Source organism: Acidovorax sp. FG42, assembly GCF_057809195.1.
This window is the reverse complement of the sequence record NZ_JBMDJM010000001.1, coordinates 431,451-457,214: the sequence shown is the minus strand read 5'-3', so window position 1 is coordinate 457,214 and position 25,764 is coordinate 431,451. Positions and strand designations below refer to the sequence as shown.

Below are 25,764 nucleotides of genomic sequence, written 5' to 3'. Positions count from 1 at the left end.
TACCTCCTCACACGGCACCCGGATGGGAAGGCGCAGCGGCTGAGGGCGGCGATGCCGGACGCAACACGAAGCCGCCCAGCCCAGCCGCCACCAGCGCACACAGCGCCGACACCCAGAACGCCAGTTGGTAGCCCGCATTGAGCGCCTGCTGCACACTGGCCCCGGCCTGGCGCAGTTGGTCGGTGCGGGCATCGGCGAGGCTGGCCAGGATGGCGAGCCCCAACGCACCGCCCATCATGAACGCGGTGTTCACCACCCCCGAGGCCAACCCCGAGTCTTCGGGCTTCACATCGCCCATGGCGGCCAGCAGCAGCGGGTTGAGCGCAATGCCAGCGCCCACGCCCAGCAGCAGCATGCCGGGCAGCACGTGGATGACAAACCGCCCCTCGGTGGGTGCCAGTGCAAACAGGGCCAGGCCCACCGCCGCCAGCAGCAGCCCCCAGCCCAGCGTGCGGCAAATGCCAAAACGCATCACCACCCAGGCCGACAGCCCCAGCGAGCAGCCCGCCATGATGAGGTTGGACGGCAAAAACGCCAGACCCACCTGCATCGCGTCATAGCCCAGCACCAGCTGCATGTACAGCGCCGACAGGAAGAACCACGCAAACATCGACGCCGCCCACAGCACGCCCACCACGTTGGAGATGGCCAGGTTGCGCAACCGCAGCAGCGGCAGGGGCACCAGCGGCGCGGCCACATGCGACTCGATGAACAAAAAGGCTGCCAGCAGCGCCGCCGCAGCCCCCAGCAGCCCCAGCGACTGCAACGAGGTCCAGCCCGCCGCGTTGCCGTTGACGATGGCGTACACCGCCAGCATCAGCGACGCGGTGATGGTGACGGCGCCCGCCACGTCCAACCGCTGCCCGTGGGCCTGCCCCTTGCCGCCCGGCAGCAGCGCCAGGCAGGCCAGGTAGATGGCCACACCCACGGGGATGTTGACCAGAAAGATCCAGTGCCAGCTCAACGCGCTGGTGAGCACCCCGCCCAGCAGCACGCCAACGCTGCCGCCACCGGCGCACACAAAACCGTAGACGCCCATGGCCCGCGCACGCTCGCCCGGCTCGGTGAACAGATTCATGATGAGCGACAGTGCCACAGCCGACACCACGGCGCCGCCCACGCCCTGCACCGCACGTGCCGCCACCAGCAGCCCCTGCGTATTCGCCAGCCCGCAGGCCAGCGATGCGATGGTGAACAGCGTGATGCCCGCCAGAAACAGCCGCCGGTGCCCATACAGGTCGCCCAGACGTCCGCCCAGCAGCAGGCAGCCGCCAAAGGTGAGCATGTAGGCGTTGATCACCCATACCAGCGAGGTTTCGGTGAAGCCCAGGTCGGCCTTGATGCTGGGTAGCGCAACGTTCACGATGGTGGTGTCGAGCACGATCATCAGCTCGCCCAGGCACAGCAGGATGAGTGCGGGCCAGCGTGCGCGGCCTTCGATGCGGAGGGTCATGGGACGGTGGAAATCAAGAGAGATTGGCAGCGCAGTGTGTCATGCGCGTTGCGCTGGCGACTGAGGACTAGCGGGGTGCAATACCAGTGCGGCTGTGGATCTGGCTTGGCTGACCCTCCGGTTGCGTCGCCCTTCAGGGGGAAGCCGCGCAGTGGTTCAGGAGGTTCTCGTGTACTTGGCTTGCATGAACTGCTTCCAGCTGCCGTCCGGCTGCTGGCCGAACGAGGTGAGCGTGCGCTCATTGGCGCTGACGACGGTGATCACGTCCCGGTAGCGCATGGTGGCGCCGTCGGCCTTGAAGCTGGGGCCTTCGGTCTCCAGCGTCAGCACCTTCTGGTCGGCATCCAGCGTGCCACGGTACACCCACATATGCGTCATCATCGAGCCCACCCAGGTGCCGACAAACGCCTGCTGGTCCGGGTCGTAGCCCAGCGTCATCAGCATGCGGGCCTCGCCACCCCCGCCGGGCATGGAGCCCGCCCCTTCGCACAGCACCCACAGGCCGCCCAGTGCGCGCACGTGCTCGGTGCCCCGGCTGTGCGCGGGGGGTTCGCCCGGGCCCATGTCGGCCAGCGACTCGCAGGTCCAGTCGCCCAGCAGCTGCTGCAGCCAGCGGTGCATGGCGTGGGGTTCGGGGTTCATCATGGGGGTCTCCTGGTGATGTGGTGGGCGCGCGCTCAGTCGCGGTCGGGTGCTCCGAGCGGAAAGTAGTGGCGGTAGGGGCGACCACCTTCCACCGCGCGTGCAAACGAGGGGCGTGCGAGCAACCGGGCGCGGTAGGCGCGCAGCTGCGGGTAGGTGGCTGCGATGGGGTGCGTCCAGTCGGCATAGAACAGCGAGGGCGCCGCAGCGCAGTCGGCCAGCGAGAACGACTCGCCCGCCGCCCAGGTGCGCCCTGCCCACATGCCCTCCAGCCAGGCGTAGGCTTTCTCCAACTTCTCGGTGGCCCAGGCCACGCCTTCTGCCTTGCGCTCGGCGTTGCCGGTCAGCGCGGCATTCACCGCGTGCTGCACCGGGGCCATCACGTGCAGGTCAAAGAAGCGGTCCATGAAGCGCACGTCCAGTGCCGCCCGGGAGTCGGCGGGAATCAGCGGCACAGGCCCCGGGTGCGCCAGCTGCAGGTGCTCGATCACGATGCTGCTTTCCACCACCGTGTGGTCACCGTCCACCAGCACCGGAAACTTCGCCAGCGGCCAGTGGCGCAACCAGTCGGCCGAATGGCTGACGGGCTCTGCGGGGTCAAGATTGAGCCGTTCGAACGGTGTCCCGTTCTCGTACAGTGCGATCAGCACCTTCTGGGTGTAGGACGAAAAAGGGTGGCCATAGAGAGCGAGCATGCGGGTTCCTGTGGGGGAGTCGGCGGTGGTGATGGCGGTTGCACTCATTCAGGGGCCACCACCATCCAGGGCACGCCAAAGCGGTCGGCCACCATGCCAAACGCCTGCGAGAAAAAGGTCTTGGTGAGCGGCATCTGCACCTTGCCACCATCTGCCAGCGCGTCGAAATAGCGTTTGGCATCGGCTGTATTGGCGGGGCTCAGCGCCAGCGAGATGCCCTGGAAGCTGGCATGGCCCGAGCCCATGCCGTCCGACGCCATGATCTGCGTGTCGCCCACGGTGAACGAGGCGTGCATGACCATCTCGGGCTTGGGGCCCGGTCCGCTGCCATCGGCGCAGCCCTCGCCAGCGGCGGGCTCGGGGTTGTCCTTGTAGCGCATGAGCATGGTGACTTGGGCGCCCAGGGCGCGGCGGTAAAACTCCAGCGCTTCATCGCAGCGGCCTTCGAACATCAGGTAGGGCTCGACTTTCATGGGGGTCTCCTGGGGAACATGGACGGGGCAGGAAGGGTTTCGGCGCGCAATTGTGAACACCGTCCACAAACAATAACAAAGATAATGGACAGTGTCCACATCCCAATGATCCATGACCGTAAGCACCCGCAACAAAGCTGCGCCCTCCAGCGCACCCGCCGCACGCGCCACCTACCGCCACGGGGATCTGCACCGTGCGCTGCTGGACGCGGGCATCGAACTGGCGCGCCAGGGCGGGCCGGATGCGGTGGTGCTGCGCGAGGCCACACGCCGCGCGGGTGTGGCGCCCAATGCGGCCTACCGCCATTTCGCCAACCGCGACGACCTGCTGGGCGCCGTGCGCGCCGCTGCCGTGGCCGCCGCCGCGCGGTCCATGGAGGCCGAGCTGGCCCTTGTGCCCACCACCGGCACGCCCACCGAGCAGGCCCACGCCAAGGTGCGCGCCGTGGGCGCCGGCTACCTGCGGTTTGCGCACACCGAGACGGGGCTCTTTCGCACCGCCTTCGGTGGCCGCTTCACGGTGCAACAAACCCCCGACCCCGCCATGGGCGGTGCCACGGGGCTCAACCCCTTCCAGCACCTGAGCGCCGCACTAGACGACCTGGTGGCCGCGGGCGCCCTGCCACCCGGGCGCCGCCCCGGCGCCGAATACCTGGCCTGGTCCACCGTGCATGGCATGGCGCTGCTGGCCATCGACGGGCCGCTGCGCGGCACGCCCCAACAGATGCTGGACCTGCTGGGCCAGCGGTTGCTGGACATGGTGGAACGGGGGCTTTGAGCGCACCGCGCACGCCGGGTCCACTCAAGAACTGCCTTGGAACAGGCTTCGATGATCCTATGGGCCGGTAGCGCCCACAAACAATGCCCTTGCTGTTATTTAATTTGTAGCAGATATTGCCCGTGCCTCATCCGACCGCCAGCCCATACAGCCGCGCCGTGGCCTGCACCCGCGCCACCAGCGCGCGGCGCAACGCCAGGGGCCGCAACACTTCCACCCGCGGCGACAGTCGCATCAGCTGCCCGCAGGCATGCTCCACCGACTCGATGGGGATCTTCACGGACGTGCGGCCATCCTTGCGGCGCGACGGTGGAGCGGCAGCCACCGCACGCGCCACCGCGCTGCTGAGCGCGCGCAGGCCCCGCAGCCCTTCGGGTGTGGCCAGCAGTGTGGCCTCGCCCGTGTACAGGCCCGACTCAAAACGCCGGATCGACGCAGCCCAGTAGCCGGGCAGGTCAAAGCGTGCGGGGCGCTTGGCCGGTTGGTCGAGCGCCGTGGCCGCGAGGATGTTCGAAACCCGGTAGGTGCGCGGCCCGCGCGCATCGGCACCCATAGGCAAGGCCACCAGGTACCACACTCCCGCTTTCAACACCAGGCCCAGCGGGCTCACGGTGCGCTCTGCCGTGCGCGCCCAGCCCTCGTAGCGCAGGGTGATCTGGTGGCCGCTCCACACGGCGGCCGCCACGGTGGGCAGGTGCGGCGTGGGGTCGCTCTCGCGGTACCAGTCCACCGGGTCCAGATGCAGGCGAGCGCTCACGCGCTGCGCGTCGTCGCGCCAGGCGGCGGGCAGCGCGGCCAGCAGCTTCAGGCGCGCCCCCGCCACATCGCCGCCCAGACCCAGGTCCTGCGCAGGGCCGGGCAGGCCACTCAAGAACACGGCCTGCGCCTCCGACGGCGTGAGGCCTGTGAGCGTGGTCTTCCAACCCGGCAGCAGCGCAAAGCCACCATGGCGCCCCCGCTCGGCATAGATGGGCACGCCCGCAGCGCTGAGCTGGTCCACATCGCGGTACAGCGTGCGCACCGACACCTCCAGCGCCTCGGCCAGCGCCTGCGCGCTCATGCGGCCGCGCGTTTCCAGCAGCATCTGGAGGGACAACAAGCGGCTGGCGCGCATGGGTTTTGGCAGGGGTGGTGCAAAAAGACAGAACACCAAAAGATAGCGCAAATACCTGCCATTGGTTGGCAGGTATCGGTGCGCACACTGCAGGCCTGTCTTGGCCTTGTTGCCCCCCCTACCATTTCAGGAGCCCCCATGCCCACCACCGATCCCAACGCCATCGTTGAACTGCGCCAGTACACCTTGCACCCCCAGCAGCGCGAGGTGCTCATCGACCTGTTCGACCGGGAGTTTGTGGAAACCCAGGAGGCGCTCGGCATGCGCGTGCTGGGCCAGTTCCGCGACCTGGACCGGCCCGACCAGTTCGTCTGGCTGCGCAGCTTTGCCGACATGCAGGCGCGCCACCGCGCGCTGGAGGGCTTCTATGGCGGCCCCGTGTGGGCGGCACACTGCGACGCCGCCAATGCGACCATGATCGATTCGGACAACGTGCACCTACTCTGCCCCGCCTGGCCCGGCGCCACGGCGGCCCTGCCACACCATGCAAGGCCGCAGCCCGGCGCGCAGGGTGCCACCGCTGGCGTCCTGCAGGTCACCGTGTTGCCGTTGCGGGAACCCGCCACACCACCATTGCTGGACTTCTGCCGCCACCGCATGACGCCCACCCTGCAGCGCGGCGGCGCGCGCGAGATCGCCTGGCTCTGCACCGAGCACAGCCCCAATACCTTTGCCCGCCTGCCGGTGCGCGAAGGCGAACCCGTGCTGGTGGGCCTGGCCCTGTTTGGCGACGAGGCTGCGTTGCAGTCGTTTGCCGACAGCGGCGCTTGGGCGCGCGACGTGGGGCCCGGTCTCGCCCCCTGGCTGGCGGCAGCGCCCGAGGTGCTGCGCCTGCAGCCGACCGCGCGCTCGGCGCTGCATGCGTGACGCACCCGCACACCTCTCCCCTGACGCACCAACCACCCCGGAGCCCCACCATGTCCACCCCAGCCCGCCTCATTCCCATCCCGTCGCCCACCGTGGCGCCCAGCGCCGCGCGCGACTTCGACTTCCTCATGGGCCCCTGGCGCATTCGCAACACGCGCCTGGTGCGCAGGCTCGCGGGCTGCCACGACTGGGAGGTGTTTGACGCCACGGGCACCGCCCACCCATTGCCCGGTGGCATCGGCAACTTCGACAATTTCACGCCGCTTGCCTGGAAGCCCGGCTACGTGGGCATGGCACTGCGGGTGTTCAACCCCGTCACGCAGCGCTGGAGCATCTACTGGCTGGACAACCTCACGGGCGGCCTGGACCCGGCCACAGGCCTGCTGCTGCCGCCCGTGGTGGGTGGCTTTCAGGGTGGCGTGGGCCTGTTTGAAGGCGAGGAGCTGTTCGAAGGCCGCCCGGTGCGCGTGCGCTTCGAGTGGTCGCAGATGCACACGGGCGCGCCGCGCTGGCAGCAGGCGTTTTCGGACGACGGCGGCGCGACCTGGGAGGTGAACTGGGTGATGGAGTTTGCGCGGCCGGTGTGAGCATAGGCAGCCACCCAACACCCAGGCTAAAAATTGAAGCCAAAACAGCCCCTGGCGCCTGATGGTTATGCGCTATCAGCTACCAAAGCAGGAGCGCTAACTCACGCCATCTGGAGTGCTGCCTCCTGCACCGGGAAGTCCGTGGACGCCGCCACCGCACGCCACTGCGCCGTCTCTTTCGCCACAAAGGCATGTTTGTCCGCAATGGTCTGCAGCGTGTCGGTTCCCAGCGGCAGGCGAAGTGGGGGCGTGGGGCTGGCTACCAGCTGCATCACGGCCTGGGCCAGGCGCACCGGGTCGCCGGGCTGGTTCAGGTTGATGCGGCGCGCTGCTTCGCGCACGGCACCAGCGCTCTCGGCGTAGTCCTCCAGCACCCGCGGTGATACGGCCAGCGAGGCGCTGTCCAGAAACTCGGTGCGGAAGTACCCGGGCTCCACCACCGTGGCGTGGATGCCCAGCGGCGCCAGCTCGGCATGCAGCGCCTCGGTGATGCCCTCGACCGCGAACTTGGTGGAGCAGTACAGGCCAAAACCGGCAGCCGACTGCACGCCGCCCAGCGACGAGATGTTGATCACATGCCCTGCGCGGCGCGCGCGCATGGCAGGCAGCACGGCGCGGGTCACATGCAGCAGGCCGAACACGTTGGTGTCGTACAGGCGCAGCACCTCGTCGGCGGTAGCTTCTTCGACCGCGCCCAGCAGGCCATAGCCCGCGTTGTTGAACAGCACGTCGATGCAGCCGAAGCGGTCAAGCGCCGCGCCCACGGCATGGCGGGCCTGCGCCTCGTCGGTCACGTCCAGCGCCAGGGGCAGCAGGGCATCGTGTGCGCCCAAGCGCTTTTCGACCGAGGCGGCATCGCGCGACGTGGCGACCACGGCATCGCCCTGGGCCAGCGCGGCCTCGGCAATGCGCGCGCCGATGCCACGCGAGGCGCCGGTGATCATCCAGACGCGGGGGTACGAAGAACGGGTGGTGGTGGCTGTGGTGGGATTCATGACAGGTCCTTGAGGTGGTATTGAGCAATGGGCAGTGCCCATGGCGGTGGACTGTAGGCAAGCCATTGCCATGCGACTAGCCCATAATCTCTGGATTCATTCGCAAGCAGGGCTTGCTAATCCACCACGCAGTCGCCCCGCACAATGCCTGCCCACCATGGCCATCAATGAACTGCGCGCCATCGCCAACTTCGTCAAGGCCGCCGAGCTGGGCAGCCTGCGCCAGGCGGCGGCCGCGCAGGGCATAACGCCACAGGCGTCCAGCCAGCTGCTGGTGCAGCTCGAATCGCACCTGGGCGTGCGGCTGTTCCACCGCACCACGCGCAGCCTGAGCCTGACCGAAGAAGGGCGCCAGTTCCTGGCCTCGGCACAGCCGGGCCTGGCCACGCTGCAGCACGCGGTGCAGGGCGCGCGGCGCGGGCGTGAGGCAATGGCAGGGCCGCTGCGCATCGTGGCGCCGCGCTCCATCCTGCTGGAGGTGATCTGGCCGGTGCTCGACGAGTTCTGCCGCCGCCACCCGCTGGTGGAGCCCGATGTGCAGCTGGACGACCGCATCGGCAACTGGGTGGAAGACCGCGTGGATGTGGGCTTCCGCTCGGGCTACCCACCCGAGGGCGGCGTGGTGGCGCGGCGGCTGCTCACGCTGCAGCTCATCGTGTGCGCAGCGCCTTCGTACATCGCGCGCCACGGGGCGCCGGCCAGCATCGACGACCTGGCGCAGCACCGCTGCAGCGGATTTCGCCACGCATCCACCGGCAAACCCATGCCCTGGGAATTCCAGGTGGGCGACGACATCGTGGCGCGCACCATCCACCCCACGTTCTGCACCAACGACATCGAGGTGGAGGCCCGTGCGGTGCTGGGCGGCCACGCGGTGGGCCAGCTGGTGGGCCCCACGGCCGCGCCGCTGGTGCGCAGCGGCCAGCTGGTGCCGCTGCTGCCCCAGCATGTGGCGCAGCACCTGGCGCTCTACGTGTACTACGGCAGCCGCACGGCGCTGCCTGCGCGCGTGCGGGCCTTCATCGACCTGGCGGTGGAGATGGTGGCCAACAACCCCGCCTACCTGCTCACGCCCAAAGAGCTGGCGACCCACGGCCCTGCAGTACAGAAAAAGCCCCGCGCGCGAAAGTCCACGCAGTGAGTGCCGTGTTGACCGTTCAGGCCGCAAACCCGCCGTCGATCAGCAAGCTCGCCCCCGTCACCATGCCCGACTCCGGCCCCGCCAGATAAGCCACCATGCCCGCGATCTCGTCGGGGTGGGCGTGGCGGTTCAGGGCCATCAGGCCGTGCATGTCGCCCGCCATGGGGCCGTCGGCCGGGTTCATGTCGGTGTTGACCGGGCCGGGCTGCACGTTGTTCACCGTGATGCCACGCGGGCCCAGGTCGCGGGCCAGGCCCTTGGTCAGGCCCACGATGGCGGCCTTGCTCATGCCGTACACGCTGAATCCGGCCCATGGCACGCGGTCGGAGTTGGTGCTGCCAATGGTGATGACCCGGCCATAGGCGCCGCCCTGGCCCATGTGGCGCACGGCGGCCTGGGTGGCCACGAACACGGCGCGCACGTTGACGTTGAGCGTGTGGTCAAAGTCGGCCAGCGCAAAGCTGCTGAGCTCACCCGCGATGGCGACGCCCGCGTTGTTGACGAGGATGTCCAGGCGGCCCAGCTCGCGCGCGGCGCGGTCCACCGCCTGGGTGAGGGCGACGGCATCGGCGCTGTCGGCCTGCAGGGCCAGGGCCTTGCCGCCGCTCGCCGCAATGTCCGCCACCAGCGTCTCGGCAGGTGCTGCGGAGCTGCTGTAGGTGAAGGCCACGGCCGCGCCGTCGCGCGCCAGGCGCCGTACGATGGCCGCGCCAATGCCGCGCGCGCCGCCGGTGACGAACGCGACCTTGCCCGCCAGTGGGCGACCCGAGGATGTAGGAGCAGAGACCGGGGATGTTTCAGACACAGAAGACATGGTGTTGTTTCTCCAACGAGGTGCATGCAAAAAATGGTTCGCCAGCGAACCGCGAAGACCTGCAGTGTCAGAAAAACACTCATGCTCCGGTAGCCATGAATGGGCTGTATATCTTTCAACCCTTGGTTGAAAATACCGCCCATGCAGCCCCTTAGCCACCTCGAATCGTTTGTGCAGTCCGCCCAGTCGGGCAGCTTTTCGGCCGCCGCGCGGCTCATGGGCCTGACGCCGGCCGCCGTGAGCAAAAACGTGGCGCGGCTGGAGGCCAGCCTGGGCGTGCGGCTGTTCCAGCGCAGCACGCGCAGCCTCACGCTCACCGAGGGCGGGCAGCGCCTGCTGGCGCAAGTGGGCCCGCCCCTCACCGCCCTGGCCGATGCGGTGGACCACGCGGCCGAGGCCGAGCAGCAGCCTGCGGGCACGCTCAAGGTCAGCATGGGCCAGGCCTTCGGCCGTGCGTACCTGGTGCCGCTGCTCACCGAGTTCCTGCGACGCTACCCAGCCATCCAGCCCGACTGGCGCTTTGAGAACCGGCAGGTGGATTTGATCGGCGAGGGCTTTGACGCCGGCATCGGCGGCGGCCTGAACCTGAACCCCGACATGGTGGCGCGCACGCTGGGCCCCATCCACCTGGTGGTCGTGGCCGCGCCTGCGCTGCTGCAGGGCCGCAAGCGGGCGCCGCGCCACCCTGCGGACCTGGCGCAGTGGGATGGCATTGCACGGCGCAACATCCGCACCGGGCGCATCAACGTCACCACGCTGCGCAACAAGGCCGGCGATGCGGCTCCCGTGGAGCTGCGCCCGCGCATCGTGTTCGACGACCCCGAGGCCATGTGCCAGGCCGCGCTGATGGGCCTGGGCCTGGCCGTGCTACCCATGCCGTTTGCGCAGCCCTGGCTGGCGCGGGGCGACCTGGTGCGGGTGCTGCCCGGCTGGTGGGCCGATGCAGGGCCGACCTCGCTGTACTACCCCAGCAAGAAGCTGCTGCCCGCACGCACCCGCGTCTTTGTGGACTTTGTGGTGGAGCAGTTCAGCACCCGTGGGTTTGCGCAGCGGGTGCGCGGAGACTGACGGGCACAGCATGGGGCCCGAGCCACGGCAGCGTGGTGGCAATAATGGGCCTTTGCGACCGCTCTGGACCATATTCATGCCCCAACACATCGGCATCGTGGGCTGCTCCGCCGAAGGGGCCGCCCTGTGTTACCGCACCCTGTGCGCCGAAGGCGCTGCACTGCTGGGCCGCCCGCATGCCCACCCCGAGGTGACGCTGCACACACCGTCGCTGGCCGACTATGTGGACTGCCTGGACCGGAATGACCTGCAAGGCGTGGCTGATCTGATGCTCGCCTCCGCCCACAAGCTGGCACGAGCAGGCGCCGATTTTCTGATCTGCCCCGACAACACCATCCACCAGGCGATGGACCGCGTGCTGCCCCACTCGCCGCTGCCCTGGCTGCACATTGCCGAGGTGGTGGCGGCCGAGGCGGCAGCGCGCGGCCACCGGCGCCTGGCCCTCACCGGCACGCGCTGGCTGGTGGACAGCAGCGTGTACCCCGATGCGCTGCAGGCCCAGGGCCTGCAATGGGTGCGCCCCACCGAGGCCGAGCGCAGCGAGATCAACCGCATCATCATGGACGAGCTCGTGCCCGGCATCATTCGCCCTGAGGGCGTGGCCCTGTTCCAGCAGATCATCGCCCGCATGCAGCGCGAGGAAGGCTGCGATGCCGTGGTGCTGGGCTGCACCGAAATCCCGCTGATCCTGAGCGACGCCAACTCCCCGCTGCCCACGCTGGACTCCACCCGCCTGCTGGCCCGTGCGGCGCTGCGCCGGGCCGTGCAGGTTGACTGAACGCAATTACTTGAGCCGCTGCGCCACCACGGCATCCAGCGACGCCATGAAGGTCTCCACGGCCCGCGTGTAGGCGCTTTCCAGGCCCAGCTGCGCGTTGATCTCGCCATGGGTCAGCTCCTGCGGCAGCACCTCGGCGCGGCCGCCCAGGTCGCGCACGCGGCGGGCCATGCCCTGCGCCTGCAGGCATGGGTGGTCGGGGCGCTCGGTGGAGCAGACAAACTGGAACGGCGGCACCGGGCCCGACAGCGCGTGGTACGGCGACACCGCGGCCCAGAACAACGGGTTGGCGCCCATCACCTCGTCGTAAAACGGGTAGTGCGGCGCGGTCATCACCACGGGCACATTGAGTGCCGCACTGTCCAGCGACACGGTGCCCAGCCAGGGCCAGGCCCCTTCGCGCTGTGCCAGGGTGGGCGATGCATTGATGAGCGACACCAAGTGCGCGCCCGCCGAGTGCCCCATCAGGATGAACCGCGATGCATCGGCGCCCCAGCTGGCGGCACGGCTTTGCGCGGCGGCCAGTGCCATGGCCACGTCCTGCGCCTCCTGCAGCACGTTCACGGCGGGGTACAGGCGGTAGTTCACCGAGATGAACACAAAGCCCTTGGGCACCCAGCGCGCCACCTTCTCCTGCACCACGCGGGACATGGCCTTGTCGCCCGTGCGCCAGGCGCCGCCATGCACCATGAAGATCACCGGAGCGCGTGTGCCGCTGGCCTCCGCAGCGCTGCTGGCGGCACCGCCAGCGGCGGGCAGGTAGACATCCATGCGCTGCAGCGGGTCCGCACCATAGGGCACATCGGCCAAGCGCTGCACACCGGCGGGCAAGGCCGCAGCGGTGTCGCGTAACTGGGCAAAGGGCCCAAGCCCGCGCAGCTGGGCGTGGGCGGGCGGGGTCAGCACAGCGGCCAGCGCACACAGCGCTGCGCCCAGGCCTGTGCGCAGGGACGCGAACGCGGAGAGTGGGGTGGAAGGACGGGACATGCGGGATCTCCTGGCTCAATGAATGGACGGTGAAAAATCAGGGCCGCGCTGGGCAGGCCATCGGGGCGCCGCTGGCGTCAAAGCAGCTGGCGCTGCGGGTGCGGCCGGTGTCCGCGTTGTACGAGCTGCTGGTCTGCACGCTGTTGCCGGTGGTGGCGCTGGTGGCCGTTGTTGTGCGGCCCTGGGTCACGCTGCCGTCGGCGCTGCGCTTGGCGGCGCCCGTGCTCTGCAGCGTGCCCCGGTCGCCCTGGGCGGCCATGGCGCTGCTGTGGCTGGCCGTGCCATCGGCATTCCTTGCGCTCTGGCCCTGGCGCACAGCGGTGGCGCCGTTGGGGCCCACCACGGCGGCGCCGCTGCGCACGCTGCCGTGGCCCTGGCCGTCGGTGGTCACGCTGCGGCCGCGCAGCACGCCCCCACCGCCCGGCGCGGCGCGGACCACGCCGGTGCGGGCGGTGGTGCTGCCATCGGCGTTGTGCTCCACCGTGTGGCGGCTGCGTGCGCTGGCATCGCTGGCCGCCAGGAGCAGCAGTGCACCCACGGCGAGGGCGGCCAGCAGCATGGCGCGGTAGGTGGCAACGGGGGCGGGCGGTGTCGGGGCGGAAGAGAACATGGCGGTCGGCTCCTTGCAACAGAACAGGGGGGCGGGGCAGCAGGGTGCTGCGCTGGCCTGAACTATGGCCGCCAGGTATGAGCCAGTTGTGGCGCCCGCTGCACGATGTATGACAAAGCATGACAAACCTCCGGGGCCTGTCATGCGTTGTCATGCACCGGATCACCTGCCCGCGCTGGCACCCGGTGTTTTCGGCCCTACCATTGGCACGCAGCCTCGGCTGCACCCACCCGCTGCCACACCCACACACCGCCCCATGACGGAAGCCCTGGCCAAGATCCTGGTCGCCGATGACGAACCCGACCTGCGTGCGCTGCTGCAGCGCTACCTGAGCGACCAGGGCTACAGCGTGCGCACGGTGGAGGGCGCCGGGCCGCTGGATGTGCTGCTGCAGCGCGAGCGCTTTGATGTGCTGGTGCTCGACGTGATGATGCCGGGCGAGGATGGCCTGTCGATCTGCCGCCGCCTGCGAGCGCAGGGCGAGACCATTCCCATCCTGATGCTCACGGCCAGGGGCGACCCCGTGGACCGCATCGTGGGCCTGGAGATGGGCGCCGACGACTACCTGCCCAAACCCTTCAACCCGCGCGAGCTGCTGGCCCGCATCCAGGCCATGGTGCGCCGCCAGCGCCTGCTGGGTGCACACACCGGGCCGCGCCAGACGGGCGGGCGCATCGATTTTGGCGCGTTCACGCTGTGGCTGGATGAGCGCCGGCTGGAACGCCACGGGGGCGCCGACGGCGACAGCGCCCAGGACGTGCCCCTGACCACGGGCGAATTCGCGCTGCTGCAGGCGCTGGCACAGCAACCGCACCGGCCCCTGGGCCGTGACCGGCTCATCGCACTGGCCTATGGCCCCGACCACACCGCCACCGACCGCAGCATCGACGTGCAGGTGATGCGCCTGCGCAAGCTCATCGAGGCCGACCCCGCACAGCCGCGCCATATCCGCACCGTGTGGGGCGTGGGCTATGTATTTGTGCCCGATGGCGCAGCGCCCGGCGGCGGGGGCAAGCCATGACGCCCGCCCCCACGCCCCAGGCCACCCGAGGCTGGTGGCCGCGCAGCCTGCTGGGCCGCAACCTGCTGCTGATGGCGGTGCTGATCGTGCTGGGCCAGCTGGTGGCGGCCATGCTGGTGCGGCAGATGATCTTTCAGCCCCGCGTGGCGCAGGTGGCCGATGGCGTGGCGAGCAACGTGGGCGCGCTGCGAGCAGGGCTGCAGGCGCTGCCCCCGGCAGAGCGGGCCGCATTTGTCGAGGCGTTCAACCAGCAAGCGGTGCGGTCGGCCCCGCCCGTGGCGGCGGAAAGCGCTGCGCGCCGTGCGCTGCTGTCGCCCATGGAGCGGCAGTTTGTGCAGGCGGTGTCGCACCGCCTGGGGGCGGACGATGCGGCAACACCAACATCGCAGTCATCACAACCCGTATGGCGCCGCGACAGCACGGGCGTGCTGGCCCTGCGTGTGGTGCACCAGGGGCCGGAGGGGGCGGAGACCTATTGGCTGAACCTGCCCAGCGTGTTCCCCACGCGCGAATTCACCGGCGCCTGGCTGGCCGCCACGCTGGCCAGCATGCTGCTGGCGCTGCTGGGGGCCTGGTGGCTACAGCGGCACATCAACCGCCCGCTAGCGCAGGTGGTGGCAGCGGCCCGGCAGCTGGCGCAGGGCCAGACCCCTGCGCCGCTGCCCGAGGACGGCCCCGAAGAAATCGCCACCGTGGGCCGCAGCTTCAACCACATGGCGCACAGCCTGGCCGCAGCCGAGCAGGAGCGCGCGCTGATGCTGGCCGGTGTGTCGCACGACCTGCGCACTCCACTGACCAAGCTGCGCCTGGGCGTGGAGATTGCCGGTGCGCAGGTGGATGCGCCCCTGGCCGCGAGCATGGCCCGCAGCATCGACGAGATGGACGGCATCGTGGGCCAGTTTCTGCAGTTTGCGCGCAGCGGTGAGGCGGAGGTGCCCACCACGGCGTCGCTCAACGACCTGGCCCAGGCCGTGGCCGAGGCGCAGGCCGACCATGGGCGCACCGTGCGGCTGGCGCTGGGCACCCTGCCCGACGTGCCGGTGCGCCCCCAGGCCCTGCGCCGCGCGCTGGACAACCTGGTGGAAAACGCCTGGCGCCACGGCACGCCGCCCGTGCTGCTGCGCACGGGGGCCGATGCCGACTGGGTGTGGCTGGAAGTGCAGGACCAGGGCCCTGGCATCGCCCCGGCAGAGCTGGACCGCATCCGCCAGCCCTTTGCGCGCGGCGATGGCGCGGCACGTTCGGGCGCGCCGGGGGCGGGGCTGGGCCTGGCCATTGTGGAGCGTGTGGTGCGCAGCCACGGCGGGCGGCTGGAGCTGCACAGTGCGCCGGGCGCGGGGCTGCGGGCGCGACTGGTGCTACCTCTCGGCGGACAGCCCAGAGGCCGCAGGGCGCGCCCAGAGCACACTGCGCACTGAAAATTCAGCCAAAAGTGCCGCAAGCGCTAGTGCAATATGCGGTAGAAGCTCTCAAATCAATAGCAATTCAGTGAACCCTGCAGACGCTCAGGTCCCCGGCATCTTCAGCTTGCGGTACAGCGTCTGGCGGCTTATGCCCAGCTGGCGCGCGGCCTGCGACATGTTGCCGCGCGCAGCCTGCAGCGCCTGGTCGATGGCGGCCTGGGACAGCTGCTGCAGGCTCAGGCTGGCAGGCAGGCCGTCCACACCGACACCCGCTGCGGCATCGCTGCGCGGGCTGGCGGGCACCGCCGTCAGCGCCTGCACCAGGTCGTCGGGCATGTGCTCCCAGCCCAGGGTGTCTTCGCCCTCGGCCAGCATGGCGCAGGCGGTGCGCAGCACGTTGGCCAGCTGGCGCAGGTTGCCGGGCCAGGGGTAGGCGGCCAGGCGGGTCAGCAGGTCGAGCGCCACCTGCACTTCAAAACCCAGACCCTGTTCCGTCGCCAGGTCGGCCAGCAGACGCTGCAGCAGCGCCACAAAGTCGCTGCGCTCGCGCAGTGCGGGCAGCTGCACCGTGAGGCCGTTGATGCGGTAGTACAGGTCTTGCCGAAAGCGCCCCTGTTCCGCCGCCTGCATGAGCTGGTTGTGCGTGGCACAGACCAGTGCAAAGTCCACCGGCACGGCCTTGCTGGCGCCCACGGGCGTCACGCTGCGCTCTTGCAGCACACGCAGCAGACGGGTCTGCAGGGCCAGCGGCATGTCGCCGATTTCGTCGAGGAACAGCGTGCCGCCGTGGGCCTCGCGCAGGCGGCCCAGGTGGCCCTCCTTGCGCGCGCCGGTGAAGGCACCGGCCACATGGCCGAAGAGTTCGGATTCGATCAGGTGCTCAGGGATCGCTGCGCAATTGATGGCCACAAACGGCGCATCGCGGCGCGGGCCGCTGGCGTGCAGCGCGCGCGCAAACACCTCCTTGCCCACGCCCGACTCGCCCTGCACCAGCACCGCAATCGGCTTACCCACCACGCGGCGGGCCTTGTCAGCAGCGGCGCGCCAGCGGGCGTCGCCGGTGTCCAGCAACGCGAGTGCGTCTTGCTGGGGCACTGCGGCGGCCATAGCAGCGGGCCGTGTGGGGGTGGCAACCCAGGCGGCGTCCATCTGCACCTGGGCAAACAGCAAGGCGCCTTGCAGTGTGCGCAAGGCCTGCGGCTGCTGGGGGCGGCGCTTGTGGTGCGAGAGCAGGTCATCGAGCCGCACGTCCAGCACCCGCTCCAGCAAGGTGGCGCCCACATCGCCCGCGTGCAGGCCCAGCTGGGCCAGGGCCACGCGGTTGGCGCCCACGATCCAGCCGTCGGCCGACACGGCCACGATGCCCTCGGCCACGCTGCCAATGCCCTCGGGCGCGCTGTGCAGGTGCAGGCGGATGTTGCGTTTGCAGGTGGCAGCCAGCAGGCGGTTTTCGATCATGCGGGCGGCCGTGCTGACCAGGCCCAGCGCATGGGCGTGGCCGTTGCGGTAGTCGCCCGAGATGTCGAGGATGCCCAGCAAATCGCCGGTGGCCGAGAGGATGGGCGAGGCCGCGCAGGTGAGAAAGTTGTTGCGCTCCAGAAAATGCTCGCCGCCGTGTACCTCCACCGCGCAGGCCTCGGCCAGAGCGGTGCCGATGGCATTGGTACCCCGGTGGGCCTCGTGCCACGAGGCACCGCTGGTCAGCGCCACACGCTCGGCCTTGTCCACAAAGTGCGGGTCGCCCAGCGTGTGCATCAGCATGCCGCGCCGGTCGGCCAGCACCACCACGCTCTGGCTGTGGCGCACTTGTTCAAACAGGTATTCCATCACCGGCCGCGAATGCGCGAGCAGCTCAGGGTTGCTGGCCAGCACCTGGCGCAGCGTGCCGCTGCTGGGGTGGTCGATGGCGGGGGGCCGCCCGGTGGGCAGCAGGCCGGCCGCCATGCTGCGCGACCAGGAGCGCGCCAGGCGCTCGTCCACCAGGCCGCTGGGGCACTGGCCAGAGTCCAGCAGGTGCTGGCGGGCCTGTCGCAGGGCGACGGGGGAGGTGTTGGGGCGCACGCTTTGTCTCCGTGCGGGCTCAGGGCGGCCCGCTTGTGGTGTGTGGGCCAGTATGGCGGGCTCGACGGCGCGGGGCAAGGGTGTGGGCGCAAGCGGGGCGCCAACTGTTCCATTTCGTGACAGGTGTCGCGGCCCGGGACACCCGGGCGCGGGCGGTTGCAACAGGTATCCGCACTGGGCGGCCGAAAAAAGCCAATGAAATCAACACTTCGCGCGCCGTGGCCTGCTGGCATGTGTTTTGAGTAAGGGGTTGGCATCGGACAGGCGCTACAGAGCCCACCCGATGCACACAACCATCGCAGGAGACAACACCATGACCGTTTACGCAGCCCCCGGCGCCGCTGGCGCCAAGATCACCTACAAGCCCCGTTACGACAACTTCATCGGCGGCAAATTCGTGCCCCCCGTCAAGGGCCAGTACTTTGATGTCATCACGCCCGTGAGCGGCAAGGTCTACACCCAGGCCGCGCGCTCCACCGCCGAAGACATCGAACTGGCACTGGACGCCGCCCACGCCGCCGCCGACAGCTGGGGCAAGACCGATGCCGCCACGCGCGCCAACATCCTGCTCAAGATCGCCAACCGCATCGAAGAAAACCTGGAGCGCCTGGCCTACGCCGAAACCGTGGACAACGGCAAAGCCATCCGCGAGACGCTGAACGCCGACATCCCGCTCACCGTGGACCACTTCCGCTACTTTGCGGGCTGCGTGCGCGCGCAGGAAGGCGCCCTCTCCAACATCGACGAGAACACGGTGGCGTACCACATCCAAGAACCGCTGGGCGTGGTGGGCCAGATCATTCCGTGGAACTTCCCCATCCTGATGGCCGCCTGGAAGCTGGCACCCGCGCTGGGTGCGGGCAACTGCGTGGTGCTCAAGCCTGCAGAGTCCACCCCCATCTCCATCCTCATCCTGGTCGAGCTGATCGCCGACCTGCTGCCGCCCGGCGTGCTGAACATCGTCAACGGCTACGGCCGCGAGGCCGGCATGCCGCTGGCGCAGAGCAAGCGCATCGCCAAGATCGCGTTCACCGGTTCCACCAGCACCGGCCGCGTGATTGCGCAGGCCGCTGCCAACAACCTGATCCCCGCCACGCTGGAGCTGGGCGGCAAGAGCCCCAACATCTTCTTTGCCGATGTGATGGACAAGGATGACGCCTTCCTGGACAAGGCCATTGAGGGCCTGGTGCTGTTCGCGTTCAACCAAGGCGAGGTGTGCACCTGCCCATCGCGTGCACTCATTCAGGAAAGCATCTACGACAAGTTCATGGAACGTGTCTTGAAGCGTGTCGCCGCCATCAAGCACCAGAACCCGCTGGACACCGACAGCATGATGGGCGCGCAGGCCAGTAAAGAGCAGCTGACCAAGATCCTGAGCTACCTCGACCTGGGCAAGCAGGAGGGCGCCGAAGTGCTGGCTGGCGGCGGCCAGGCCCACCTGGGCGGTGACCTGGAAGGCGGCTACTACGTGCAGCCCACGCTGTTCAAGGGCCACAACAAGATGCGCATCTTCCAGGAGGAAATCTTCGGCCCCGTGCTGGCCGTGACCACCTTCAAGGACGAGGCCGAAGCGCTGGCCATTGCCAACGACACGCTGTACGGCCTGGGTGCGGGCGTGTGGAGCCGCAACGGCAATGTGGCCTACCGCATGGGCCGCGCCATCAAGGCCGGGCGGGTGTGGACCAACTGCTACCACGCGTACCCCGCGCATGCGGCATTTGGCGGCTACAAGGAATCGGGCATTGGGCGTGAGACGCACAAGATGATGTTGGACCACTATCAACAGACCAAGAACCTGCTGGTTAGCTACAGCGAAAACAAGCTCGGCTTCTTCTGATGGGGTGGCGGTCCCAAAACCGCCCCTGGCGTCGTTGCTCCGTTTTGCCGTGGCGCTGCCACTGTCTGCGACGGAGACGCCTGGCCAGGGACGGTTTGTGGACCGCTGGAAACGTTTCTACGGATGCGGCTCGTTGTTCCAACTGGCCGCGTTTTTGCATTGCACGCTGGAGACAACCATGGTCGAAAAAGTCACCGCCACCCCCGCCGCGCTGGAGCTGGTGGCCTTTCTGCAAGAGAAGCACGGCCCTGCGCTCATGTTTCACCAGAGTGGCGGCTGCTGCGACAACAGCGCGGCCAACTGCTACCTGCCCGGCGAGATCACGATGGGCGCGGGCGACGTGTACCTGGGCGATATCGGTGGCTGCCCGTTCTACATCGGGCGCGCGCAGTACGAGACCTGGAAACACACGCAGCTCATCATCGATGTGATCGAGGGCACGGGCGGCACCTTTTCGCTGGAGGGGCCGGAGGGCAAGGCCTTCCACACGCGCTCGCGGGTGTTCACCGACGCGGAGCTGGCCGAACTGGGCATTGCGCACGGGCCTGGGGCGTGAACGTTGGGGGCTGTACGGCCTGCCATGACGCTCCTCCATGCGCGTTACAGCGCATTTCAGGTCATTCAGGCCGGTAGCGCTAGTGCAATATGCCGCTGCAGCTATTGAATTCGTAGCACGCCTGCGGCCGTGCGCCCGCCGCCATCGTCGCCCAGGCGGAACACCGACACCACCTGCACCAGGTCTTCGGCCTGGTTCTTGAGGCTGCTGGCAGCGGCGGCCATCTCCTCGACCAGCGCCGCGTTCTGCTGGGTCACCTGGTCCATCTGCGTGACGGCCTCGCCCACCTGGGCCACGCCCAGCGATTGTTCGTGGCTCGCAGCGCTGATCTCGCCCACGATGTCGGTCACGCGGCGGATGGCGCCCACCACCTCGCTCATCGTGGCGCCGGCGCGGTCCACCAGGGCGCTGCCCTGGGCCACGCGCTCCACGCTGGCGCTGATGAGCGTCTTGATCTCGCGCGCGGCCTCGGCGCTGCGCCCGGCCAGGCTGCGCACCTCGCTGGCTACCACCGCAAAGCCCCGGCCTTGCTCGCCCGCGCGGGCGGCTTCCACGGCCGCGTTGAGCGCGAGGATGTTGGTCTGGAACGCGATGGAGTCGATCACGCCGATGATGTCGGAGATCTTCTGCGACGAGGCGTTGATGCCGTGCATGGTGTCCACCACCTGCGCCACCACTTCACCGCCCTGCACGGCCACCGTGCTGGCATTGGCGGCCAGCTGGCTGGCCTGCTGGGCGCTGTCGGCGTTCTGGCGCACGGTGGCGTTGAGCTGCTCCATCGACGCGGCAGTTTCTTCCAGCGCGCTGGCCTGGCTTTCGGTGCGGGCCGACAGGTCGGTGTTGCCCTGGGCAATCTGCACGCTGGCCGTGGCCACACTCTCGGAGCCACTGCGCACGTTGCGCACCACCTGCGTGAGCTGTGCGCGCATCTGCTGCAAGGCCTCCAGCAACTGGCCTACCTCGTTGGTGCCATGGGCAATGGGCTCGCCGCTCAGGTCCCCCTGCGCCACGGCGCGTGACAGCGCCACAGCCTGCGACAGCGGCCCGGTCATGGAGCGCACGAACACCAGCGCCATCGCACTGGTGGCCGACAGCGTGAGCACCAGGGCCAGCGCCACCCACAGCAGGTTGCGCTGCAGCCCTGCCACGCGCGCCTGCAGCGCCTGGTCGAGGCTGGCCATCGACAGGTTGTTGAGCGCGTTCAGCGCCTCGATGGTGCGGGTGAACGCGTCGAAGTAATCCTTGGACGGCAGCTGCAGCTCCGTGGCGTTGAGGATGTCGCGCTCCACCATCTGCAGCGACTGCTGGATCTGCCCTTGCACGGCCTGCGCGCTGCTGCCCAGCGCGCGCTGCAGCTCGGCATTGCCCTGCAAGGCGCGGTCCAGCCCCCGGAAGGTGTCGCCCTGCAGCTCGGCCACGCGCTGCTGCAGCACCAGCAGCTGACCCTTGCCCTGGGGCGTGAGCTCGCGCTTGCCCAAGGCGCTGGCGCCCTGGGCGCGCAGCATGCCCAGCTTTTCCCCCAGCATGGGGGCCTGCGCCAGCGAGGCCTGCACCAGCGCGTGGGTGTCGGCCTCGGGGTCGATCTGCAGGCCATAGGCATGCACCAGCGACTCATTGAGCTGCAGCAGCGTTGCGATGAGCTGGGTGTGCTGCGCGGTGCTTTGCGCCTGTTCGATGCTGCGCGCGCCTACGGCCTGCTCCAGCGTGCGCCAGGTCTGCTGCGCCTGGGTCCAGGCCGCCATTTGCGCTGCGGGCACCTTGGCGGCGGCAAAGCGGGCGCTCACGTCGTCCAGCGCGGTGTTGACCGCATCGCGTGCGGCGGGGCGGCGCGCGGCCAGCGACTCGTCGCCCCCCAGCATGCCCACCGACAGGCCCCGGTGCACCTGCATGCGCTGCACCAGCAGCGTGAGCGCCTGGGCAGGGGCCACGCCCTGCGCCTCCAGGCGCGCGTGGTCGATGGCGTGCAGGGAGTCGCGCACCACCAGATACGTGGGCAAGGCACTCATCATGAGCCCGATGGTCCCCAGGATGAGGAATTTTTCGAGCAGATTCAACCGGTGAAGCAATGACATGGCAATGGACGCAGGCCACACGGCGTGCGCTTTAGAGTAGGCCCCAGGGGCGGGTGTCGGCACCGCCGACTGGAGGGCGGCCCCTGTGAACCTGAGGACGATCGCATGGGGAAATCGTCCACCGGCACCGAGGGCCAAACGGAATGGTTCTCAATGTAGGGACGCGTTTGCAGTAGGGTTTTGACTCAGGTCAAGTGACGCAGAGCTTCGCCCATGCGGCCGCATCGCGAGCGCTGGGCTGCGTTCGGGGACGGGTGGAGGCTGCGGCCACCGGGGCGCTGGAGAATAATGAACGCCTCCCCATCCTTTGGAGCCCCGGCATGCACTCAACCACCCTGCGCTTCCTGGCGTCCCAGACCACGCTGCCCCAGGCAGGCCGCATCCCCGGCGGCACGGTGCTGCGCTGGGTGGACGAAGCCGGGTTCGCCTGCGCCAGCGCCTGGGCCAAGGGCGCCTGCATCACCGAGTTTGTGGGCGGCGCCCACTTTGTGCGCGCCATCCGCCCGGGGGACCTGGTGGAGGTGCACGCGCGCCTCGCCTACACCACCGACAACAGCATGTGCCTGGCCGTGGAAGTGCGCAGCGGCGCCGTGCACGGCGCACCGCTGGAGGACGTGGTGCACTGCGTGGCCGTGTACACCGCCGTGGATGCCAGCGACCAGCCACGCACGGTGGACAAGTGGAGCCCCGAGACCCCCGGCGACATTGCGCTGGCCCAGCGCGTGAAGGCGCACATCGACGCAGCGCGCGCGGCGCAATGAGCGGCGCTGCACAGGCCGCATCCGCCACCAGCCCGCTGCGTGCGCGCGACCTGCTCGCAGCACTGGTGGTGGTGATCCTCTGGGGCGTGAACTTTGTGGCGATGAAGTGGGGGCTGCGCAGCTTCAGCCCCTTCCAGCTGGGCGCCGCGCGCTACCTGTGTGCAGCGCTGCCGCTGGTGCTGCTGGTGCGCCCGCCACGCATGCACTGGCGCTGGGTGCTGCTGTTCGGGCTGTTCCAGGGCGTGGGGCAGTTCGGCTTTTTGTTCATGGGACTCAAGGTGGGCATGACGGCCGGGCTGGCCAGCGTGCTGCTGCAAACCCAGGTGTTCTTCACGGCGCTGCTGGGCTTTGCGCTGTTGCGCGAGCGGCCGGGGCTGCCGCTGCGCGTGGGCATGGGGCTGGCCGCGCTGGGGCTGGTTTGTTTTGCGATGAACTATGTGGGCCCGGGCTCCGGCGTGGGGGTGGCGGCGGCCACCACACTGGCGGGCCTGCTGCTCACGCTGTGTGGCGCAGCGATGTGGGCGTCGTCCAACATCGTGGCGCGGCTGGCACAGCAGCACAGCCCGGGGTTTGATCCGTTGGCCTTTGTGATCTGGAGCAGCCTGGTGCCGGTGCTGCCCTTCGTGGCACTGTCCGCCCTGTTCGACCCCGACGCCGCACGCTGGCTGCAGTGGCAGACGCTGGCCAACGTGCCGCTGCTGTCGTGGGCGGCGGTGGCCTACCTGGGCTGGGCGGCCACCATCGTGGGCTACGCGCTGTGGACCAACCTGCTGCAGCGCTACCCCGCCAACCGCGTGGCGCCCTTCAGTCTGGCGGTGCCGGTGGTGGGCCTCACCGCAGGCTGGCTGCTGCTGGACGAGGGCGTGGCGCCCTGGCAGTGGGCAGGCATTGCGCTGGTGGTGGCGGCGCTGGCCTGTGTGGTGCTGGGGCCCCGACTACAAGCCAAAATGGCCGGTAGCGCTAGTTGAATATGCCTTAGCAGCTATCAACTAAATAGCAAACAACAACAACACTGCCTACAGCAACCGGCGCCGCGCAAAGCGCACCACGGTCACCCCGGCACGTGCCTGGCGCACCGAGGGCATGACCAGCACGCAGTCGTCGTACGGAGTGACCACCGGCACTCCGTCGTTGTCACCAATCACCGTGCCCGCCTTCTCGAACACTTCCAGGCCCGTGTACGGCGCCACGAACCGGAAGGCGCTGCTGGTGGCGACCACGGGGCCGGTCACCTCCAGCGCCCACTGGCGCGGTGCATCGGGCAGGCGCCAGCCGGGCAGCTGCTGCGCCAGTGCGTCGGCGCTCAGGGCGCCAGACTGTTCGATGAAGCGCACGCACTGGTCCTGCGCCACAGCGCGGCTGGCCGGGTCGCCATGGAAGCCACATTCGACGAGCAGCGAGTGGGTGCCGTTGTCGTCCAGGTCGCCAAACCGGCCGTAGTCGCGCATGCGCACGCCGTCCTTGTGGCCGGCGTCCACCACGATGTGCTCGGGCGAGCGCATGGCGCGCGCCAGCGCCAGGTTGCGCGGCTGGATGCCGGTGAGCAGCAGCGGCGCCGAGGGCTCGTGCATGGAATGGATGTCGAGCAGCCAGTCGACCTGCGCCACCCACGGGCGCAGCGCGGCGGCGCGGCGGCGCTCGTTGGTGTCGGCCGCGTCGATGCGCTCGTCCAGCCACTGGCGGTTGAGGTCTTCGTCGGTGAAGCGCGAGGCGTCGTGGTTGCCCGGGTCAAAGCGGTCGAAGGCGTCGAGGTTGCAGAACGCCAGCGTGAGCGTGCCCTGCTGCGGGCGCACACCGGCGTCGAGCAGGCCTTTGAGCGCCCAGGCGCCGCACAGCTCGTTGCCGTGCACCAGGGCGCTGACCATCACGCGGCGGCCGGGTCGGCCCGAGTCGAAGTGCCATACGCCTTCGGTGCCGGTGTTGCCGGCACGCCAGGCGCTGATGTCGGGGGGGGGCAGTTCAAACACCAGGGAGGGCACGGCGGTGGGGGCGAGGTCGGTGGGGTTCATTCTTCGATCTTGGCGAATTCAACAATCTTCTTGTACTTGGCCACTTCGGTGGTCAGGAACTGGTCGATGTTCACGGTGGGCGAGGCCACGGTGGACCCGCTGGCTTCCATCTTCTTGCGGAAGTCCGGCGATTGCAGGCTGTCGGACAGCGCCTTCTTGAGCTTGTCGGTCACCGGCTTGGGCAGGTTGGCAGGGCCCATCAGCGCAAACCACACGCTGATGTCCACGTTCTTGTACTGCGGCGACTCGGCCAGCGCCGGGATGTCGGGCGTGGTGGCGGAGCGCTTGGCCTCGGTGGTGCCCAGTGCAATCACCTTGCCGCTCTTGATGTGCGGCAGGCCGCTGGAGAGCACGAACACACCGTACTCCAGGTTGTTGCCCATGAGGTCGCTGGTGAGCGGTGCCACGCCCCGGTAGGGGATGTGCGTCATGAACAGCTTGCCCTGCTCCTTCACGGCCTCGCCCGCCAGGTGCAGCGCCGTGCCCACGCCCGAGCTGCCGTAGCTGAACTTGCCGGGGTTCTTGGATACCTTCTGCGTGAACTCCGCCAGGTTCTTGACGCCCGCACCGGTGGAGGCCACCAGCACCAGCGGCTGGGAGGCAATGAGGCCGATGGCGGTGAAGTCCTTGAGGTCGTACTTGACCTTCTTGGTCACGAGCTTGTTGATGGCGATCTCGTTGTTGGCGCCCACCAGCAGGGTGTAGCCGTCGGGCGCCGCGTTGGCTACCTTCTGCGCACCGATCGCGCCACCGGCACCGCCCAGGTTCTCGATCACGACTGGCACGCCAAGCTTGTTACCCAGCTCGGTAGCCACTGTGCGTGCGGTCAGGTCGGTACTGCCGCCGGGCGGGTAGCCGACCACGATGGTGATGGGCTTGCTGGGGTAGGCGTCTTGCGCGATGGCAGGGGCAGCAAGAACGGCCAGGCCGCACAGCAGTGCAACACGGCGCAGGGGATGGACGGTGGTCATGGCGGAACTCCTTGGCAAAGAGGGACTATGTGGGGCGGGTTGGGTATGGACTGGATTGTGAAAAGTCCGCC

At 68.9% G+C, this 25,764-nt stretch carries 25 protein-coding genes; 12 read left to right on the top strand and 13 right to left on the bottom strand.

The features are described 5' to 3' along the window. Positions 1 to 7 precede the first annotated feature (7 nt). The 4 genes from ACODSM_RS02120 to ACODSM_RS02105 all read right to left on the bottom strand — a co-directional run bounded on the left by ACODSM_RS02120 (position 8) and on the right by ACODSM_RS02105 (position 3,263). Positions 8 to 1,453 (bottom strand): MFS transporter, encoded by a 1,446-nt coding sequence (locus tag ACODSM_RS02120; protein WP_488804179.1) that lies wholly within the window; start codon positions 1,451 to 1,453, stop codon positions 8 to 10. 156 nt (positions 1,454 to 1,609) lie between these two features. Beyond that, the gene (locus tag ACODSM_RS02115) at positions 1,610 to 2,098 is read right to left on the bottom strand and encodes a DUF1579 domain-containing protein (RefSeq protein ID WP_488804178.1); all 489 of its coding nucleotides are present in this window, start codon (positions 2,096 to 2,098) and stop codon (positions 1,610 to 1,612) included. A 32-nt stretch (positions 2,099 to 2,130) separates the two neighbouring features. Next, complete coding sequence (locus ACODSM_RS02110) at positions 2,131 to 2,790, bottom strand: glutathione S-transferase family protein (protein WP_488804177.1); 660 nt, start codon at positions 2,788 to 2,790, stop codon at positions 2,131 to 2,133. 44 nt (positions 2,791 to 2,834) lie between these two features. Further along, positions 2,835 to 3,263, bottom strand: a complete 429-nt coding sequence (locus ACODSM_RS02105; RefSeq protein ID WP_488804176.1) for a VOC family protein — start codon at positions 3,261 to 3,263, stop codon at positions 2,835 to 2,837. 112 nt (positions 3,264 to 3,375) lie between these two features. On the opposite strand from ACODSM_RS02105, the gene ACODSM_RS02100 reads away from it, so the two are divergent. Next, positions 3,376 to 4,041 carry a TetR/AcrR family transcriptional regulator gene (locus ACODSM_RS02100; protein WP_056742934.1) on the top strand — a complete coding sequence of 222 codons (666 nt, stop codon included), beginning with the start codon at positions 3,376 to 3,378 and terminating at the stop codon, positions 4,039 to 4,041. Positions 4,042 to 4,168: 127 nt separating this feature from the next. Here ACODSM_RS02100 and ACODSM_RS02095 read toward each other — a convergent pair whose 3' ends face one another. Further along, positions 4,169 to 5,155 carry a helix-turn-helix transcriptional regulator gene (locus tag ACODSM_RS02095; protein WP_488804175.1) on the bottom strand — a complete coding sequence of 329 codons (987 nt, stop codon included), beginning with the start codon at positions 5,153 to 5,155 and terminating at the stop codon, positions 4,169 to 4,171. A 138-nt stretch (positions 5,156 to 5,293) separates the two neighbouring features. Here ACODSM_RS02095 and ACODSM_RS02090 point away from each other — a divergent pair, with 138 nt between their 5' ends. Both ACODSM_RS02090 and ACODSM_RS02085 read left to right on the top strand, forming a co-directional pair. Further along, on the top strand, positions 5,294 to 6,022 hold the full coding sequence (locus ACODSM_RS02090) for an NIPSNAP family protein (RefSeq protein ID WP_488804174.1): 729 nt from the start codon (positions 5,294 to 5,296) through the stop codon (positions 6,020 to 6,022). Positions 6,023 to 6,072: 50 nt separating this feature from the next. Beyond that, positions 6,073 to 6,609 (top strand): hypothetical protein, encoded by a 537-nt coding sequence (locus ACODSM_RS02085; protein ID WP_488804173.1) that lies wholly within the window; start codon positions 6,073 to 6,075, stop codon positions 6,607 to 6,609. 101 nt (positions 6,610 to 6,710) lie between these two features. Here ACODSM_RS02085 and ACODSM_RS02080 read toward each other — a convergent pair whose 3' ends face one another. Then, entirely contained in the window at positions 6,711 to 7,604 is an 894-nt protein-coding gene (locus tag ACODSM_RS02080) for an oxidoreductase (RefSeq protein ID WP_488804172.1), read from the bottom strand. Positions 7,605 to 7,761: 157 nt separating this feature from the next. Between ACODSM_RS02080 and ACODSM_RS02075 the strand changes: the two genes are divergently transcribed. Then, complete coding sequence (locus ACODSM_RS02075; protein ID WP_488804171.1) at positions 7,762 to 8,745, top strand: LysR family transcriptional regulator; 984 nt, start codon at positions 7,762 to 7,764, stop codon at positions 8,743 to 8,745. A 16-nt stretch (positions 8,746 to 8,761) separates the two neighbouring features. On the opposite strand, the gene ACODSM_RS02070 is transcribed toward ACODSM_RS02075, so the two are convergent. Then, positions 8,762 to 9,559, bottom strand: coding sequence for an SDR family oxidoreductase (locus tag ACODSM_RS02070; protein WP_488804170.1), 798 nt, complete (start codon positions 9,557 to 9,559; stop codon positions 8,762 to 8,764). A 141-nt stretch (positions 9,560 to 9,700) separates the two neighbouring features. On the opposite strand from ACODSM_RS02070, the gene ACODSM_RS02065 reads away from it, so the two are divergent. Both ACODSM_RS02065 and ACODSM_RS02060 read left to right on the top strand, forming a co-directional pair. After that, entirely contained in the window at positions 9,701 to 10,627 is a 927-nt protein-coding gene (locus ACODSM_RS02065; protein ID WP_422848068.1) for a LysR family transcriptional regulator, read from the top strand. Positions 10,628 to 10,703: 76 nt separating this feature from the next. Further along, positions 10,704 to 11,405, top strand: a complete 702-nt coding sequence (locus ACODSM_RS02060; protein WP_343735514.1) for an aspartate/glutamate racemase family protein — start codon at positions 10,704 to 10,706, stop codon at positions 11,403 to 11,405. 6 nt (positions 11,406 to 11,411) lie between these two features. Here the strand turns inward: ACODSM_RS02060 and ACODSM_RS02055 are convergent, their stop codons facing one another. Both ACODSM_RS02055 and ACODSM_RS02050 read right to left on the bottom strand, forming a co-directional pair. After that, positions 11,412 to 12,392 (bottom strand): alpha/beta hydrolase, encoded by a 981-nt coding sequence (locus tag ACODSM_RS02055; RefSeq protein WP_488804169.1) that lies wholly within the window; start codon positions 12,390 to 12,392, stop codon positions 11,412 to 11,414. Positions 12,393 to 12,429: 37 nt separating this feature from the next. Further along, positions 12,430 to 13,002, bottom strand: a complete 573-nt coding sequence (locus tag ACODSM_RS02050) for a hypothetical protein (RefSeq protein WP_343735516.1) — start codon at positions 13,000 to 13,002, stop codon at positions 12,430 to 12,432. A 256-nt stretch (positions 13,003 to 13,258) separates the two neighbouring features. On the opposite strand from ACODSM_RS02050, the gene ompR reads away from it, so the two are divergent. Both ompR and ACODSM_RS02040 read left to right on the top strand, forming a co-directional pair. After that, a complete protein-coding gene (gene ompR / locus ACODSM_RS02045; protein WP_015016220.1) occupies positions 13,259 to 14,023 on the top strand; it encodes an osmolarity response regulator transcription factor OmpR in 765 nt (254 codons plus the stop codon). After that, positions 14,020 to 15,441, top strand: a complete 1,422-nt coding sequence (locus tag ACODSM_RS02040; protein WP_488804168.1) for an ATP-binding protein — start codon at positions 14,020 to 14,022, stop codon at positions 15,439 to 15,441. The genes ompR and ACODSM_RS02040 overlap by 4 nt, the downstream gene beginning before the upstream one ends. Positions 15,442 to 15,528: 87 nt before the next feature. Here the strand turns inward: ACODSM_RS02040 and ACODSM_RS02035 are convergent, their stop codons facing one another. After that, positions 15,529 to 17,487, bottom strand: coding sequence for a sigma-54-dependent Fis family transcriptional regulator (locus ACODSM_RS02035; protein WP_488804167.1), 1,959 nt, complete (start codon positions 17,485 to 17,487; stop codon positions 15,529 to 15,531). Between the two features lie 313 nt (positions 17,488 to 17,800). On the opposite strand from ACODSM_RS02035, the gene exaC reads away from it, so the two are divergent. After that, positions 17,801 to 19,324, top strand: a complete 1,524-nt coding sequence (gene exaC / locus ACODSM_RS02030; protein ID WP_015016223.1) for an acetaldehyde dehydrogenase ExaC — start codon at positions 17,801 to 17,803, stop codon at positions 19,322 to 19,324. A 178-nt stretch (positions 19,325 to 19,502) separates the two neighbouring features. Beyond that, a complete protein-coding gene (locus ACODSM_RS02025; protein ID WP_343735519.1) occupies positions 19,503 to 19,880 on the top strand; it encodes a DUF779 domain-containing protein in 378 nt (125 codons plus the stop codon). 101 nt (positions 19,881 to 19,981) lie between these two features. On the opposite strand, the gene ACODSM_RS02020 is transcribed toward ACODSM_RS02025, so the two are convergent. Continuing rightward, positions 19,982 to 21,952 (bottom strand): methyl-accepting chemotaxis protein, encoded by a 1,971-nt coding sequence (locus tag ACODSM_RS02020; protein ID WP_488804166.1) that lies wholly within the window; start codon positions 21,950 to 21,952, stop codon positions 19,982 to 19,984. Positions 21,953 to 22,272: 320 nt separating this feature from the next. Here ACODSM_RS02020 and ACODSM_RS02015 point away from each other — a divergent pair, with 320 nt between their 5' ends. Next, on the top strand, positions 22,273 to 22,713 hold the full coding sequence (locus ACODSM_RS02015; RefSeq protein WP_060984721.1) for an acyl-CoA thioesterase: 441 nt from the start codon (positions 22,273 to 22,275) through the stop codon (positions 22,711 to 22,713). Beyond that, complete coding sequence (locus tag ACODSM_RS02010; protein WP_488804165.1) at positions 22,710 to 23,681, top strand: EamA family transporter; 972 nt, start codon at positions 22,710 to 22,712, stop codon at positions 23,679 to 23,681. Before ACODSM_RS02015 ends, ACODSM_RS02010 begins: the two co-directional genes overlap by 4 nt. A 48-nt stretch (positions 23,682 to 23,729) precedes the next feature. On the opposite strand, the gene ACODSM_RS02005 is transcribed toward ACODSM_RS02010, so the two are convergent. Further along, positions 23,730 to 24,722, bottom strand: coding sequence for a M14 family metallopeptidase (locus tag ACODSM_RS02005; RefSeq protein WP_488804164.1), 993 nt, complete (start codon positions 24,720 to 24,722; stop codon positions 23,730 to 23,732). Then, positions 24,719 to 25,693: a Bug family tripartite tricarboxylate transporter substrate binding protein gene (locus tag ACODSM_RS02000; protein ID WP_488804163.1), complete on the bottom strand. Its 975-nt coding sequence runs from the start codon at positions 25,691 to 25,693 to the stop codon at positions 24,719 to 24,721. The genes ACODSM_RS02005 and ACODSM_RS02000 overlap by 4 nt, the downstream gene beginning before the upstream one ends. Positions 25,694 to 25,764 lie beyond the last annotated feature (71 nt).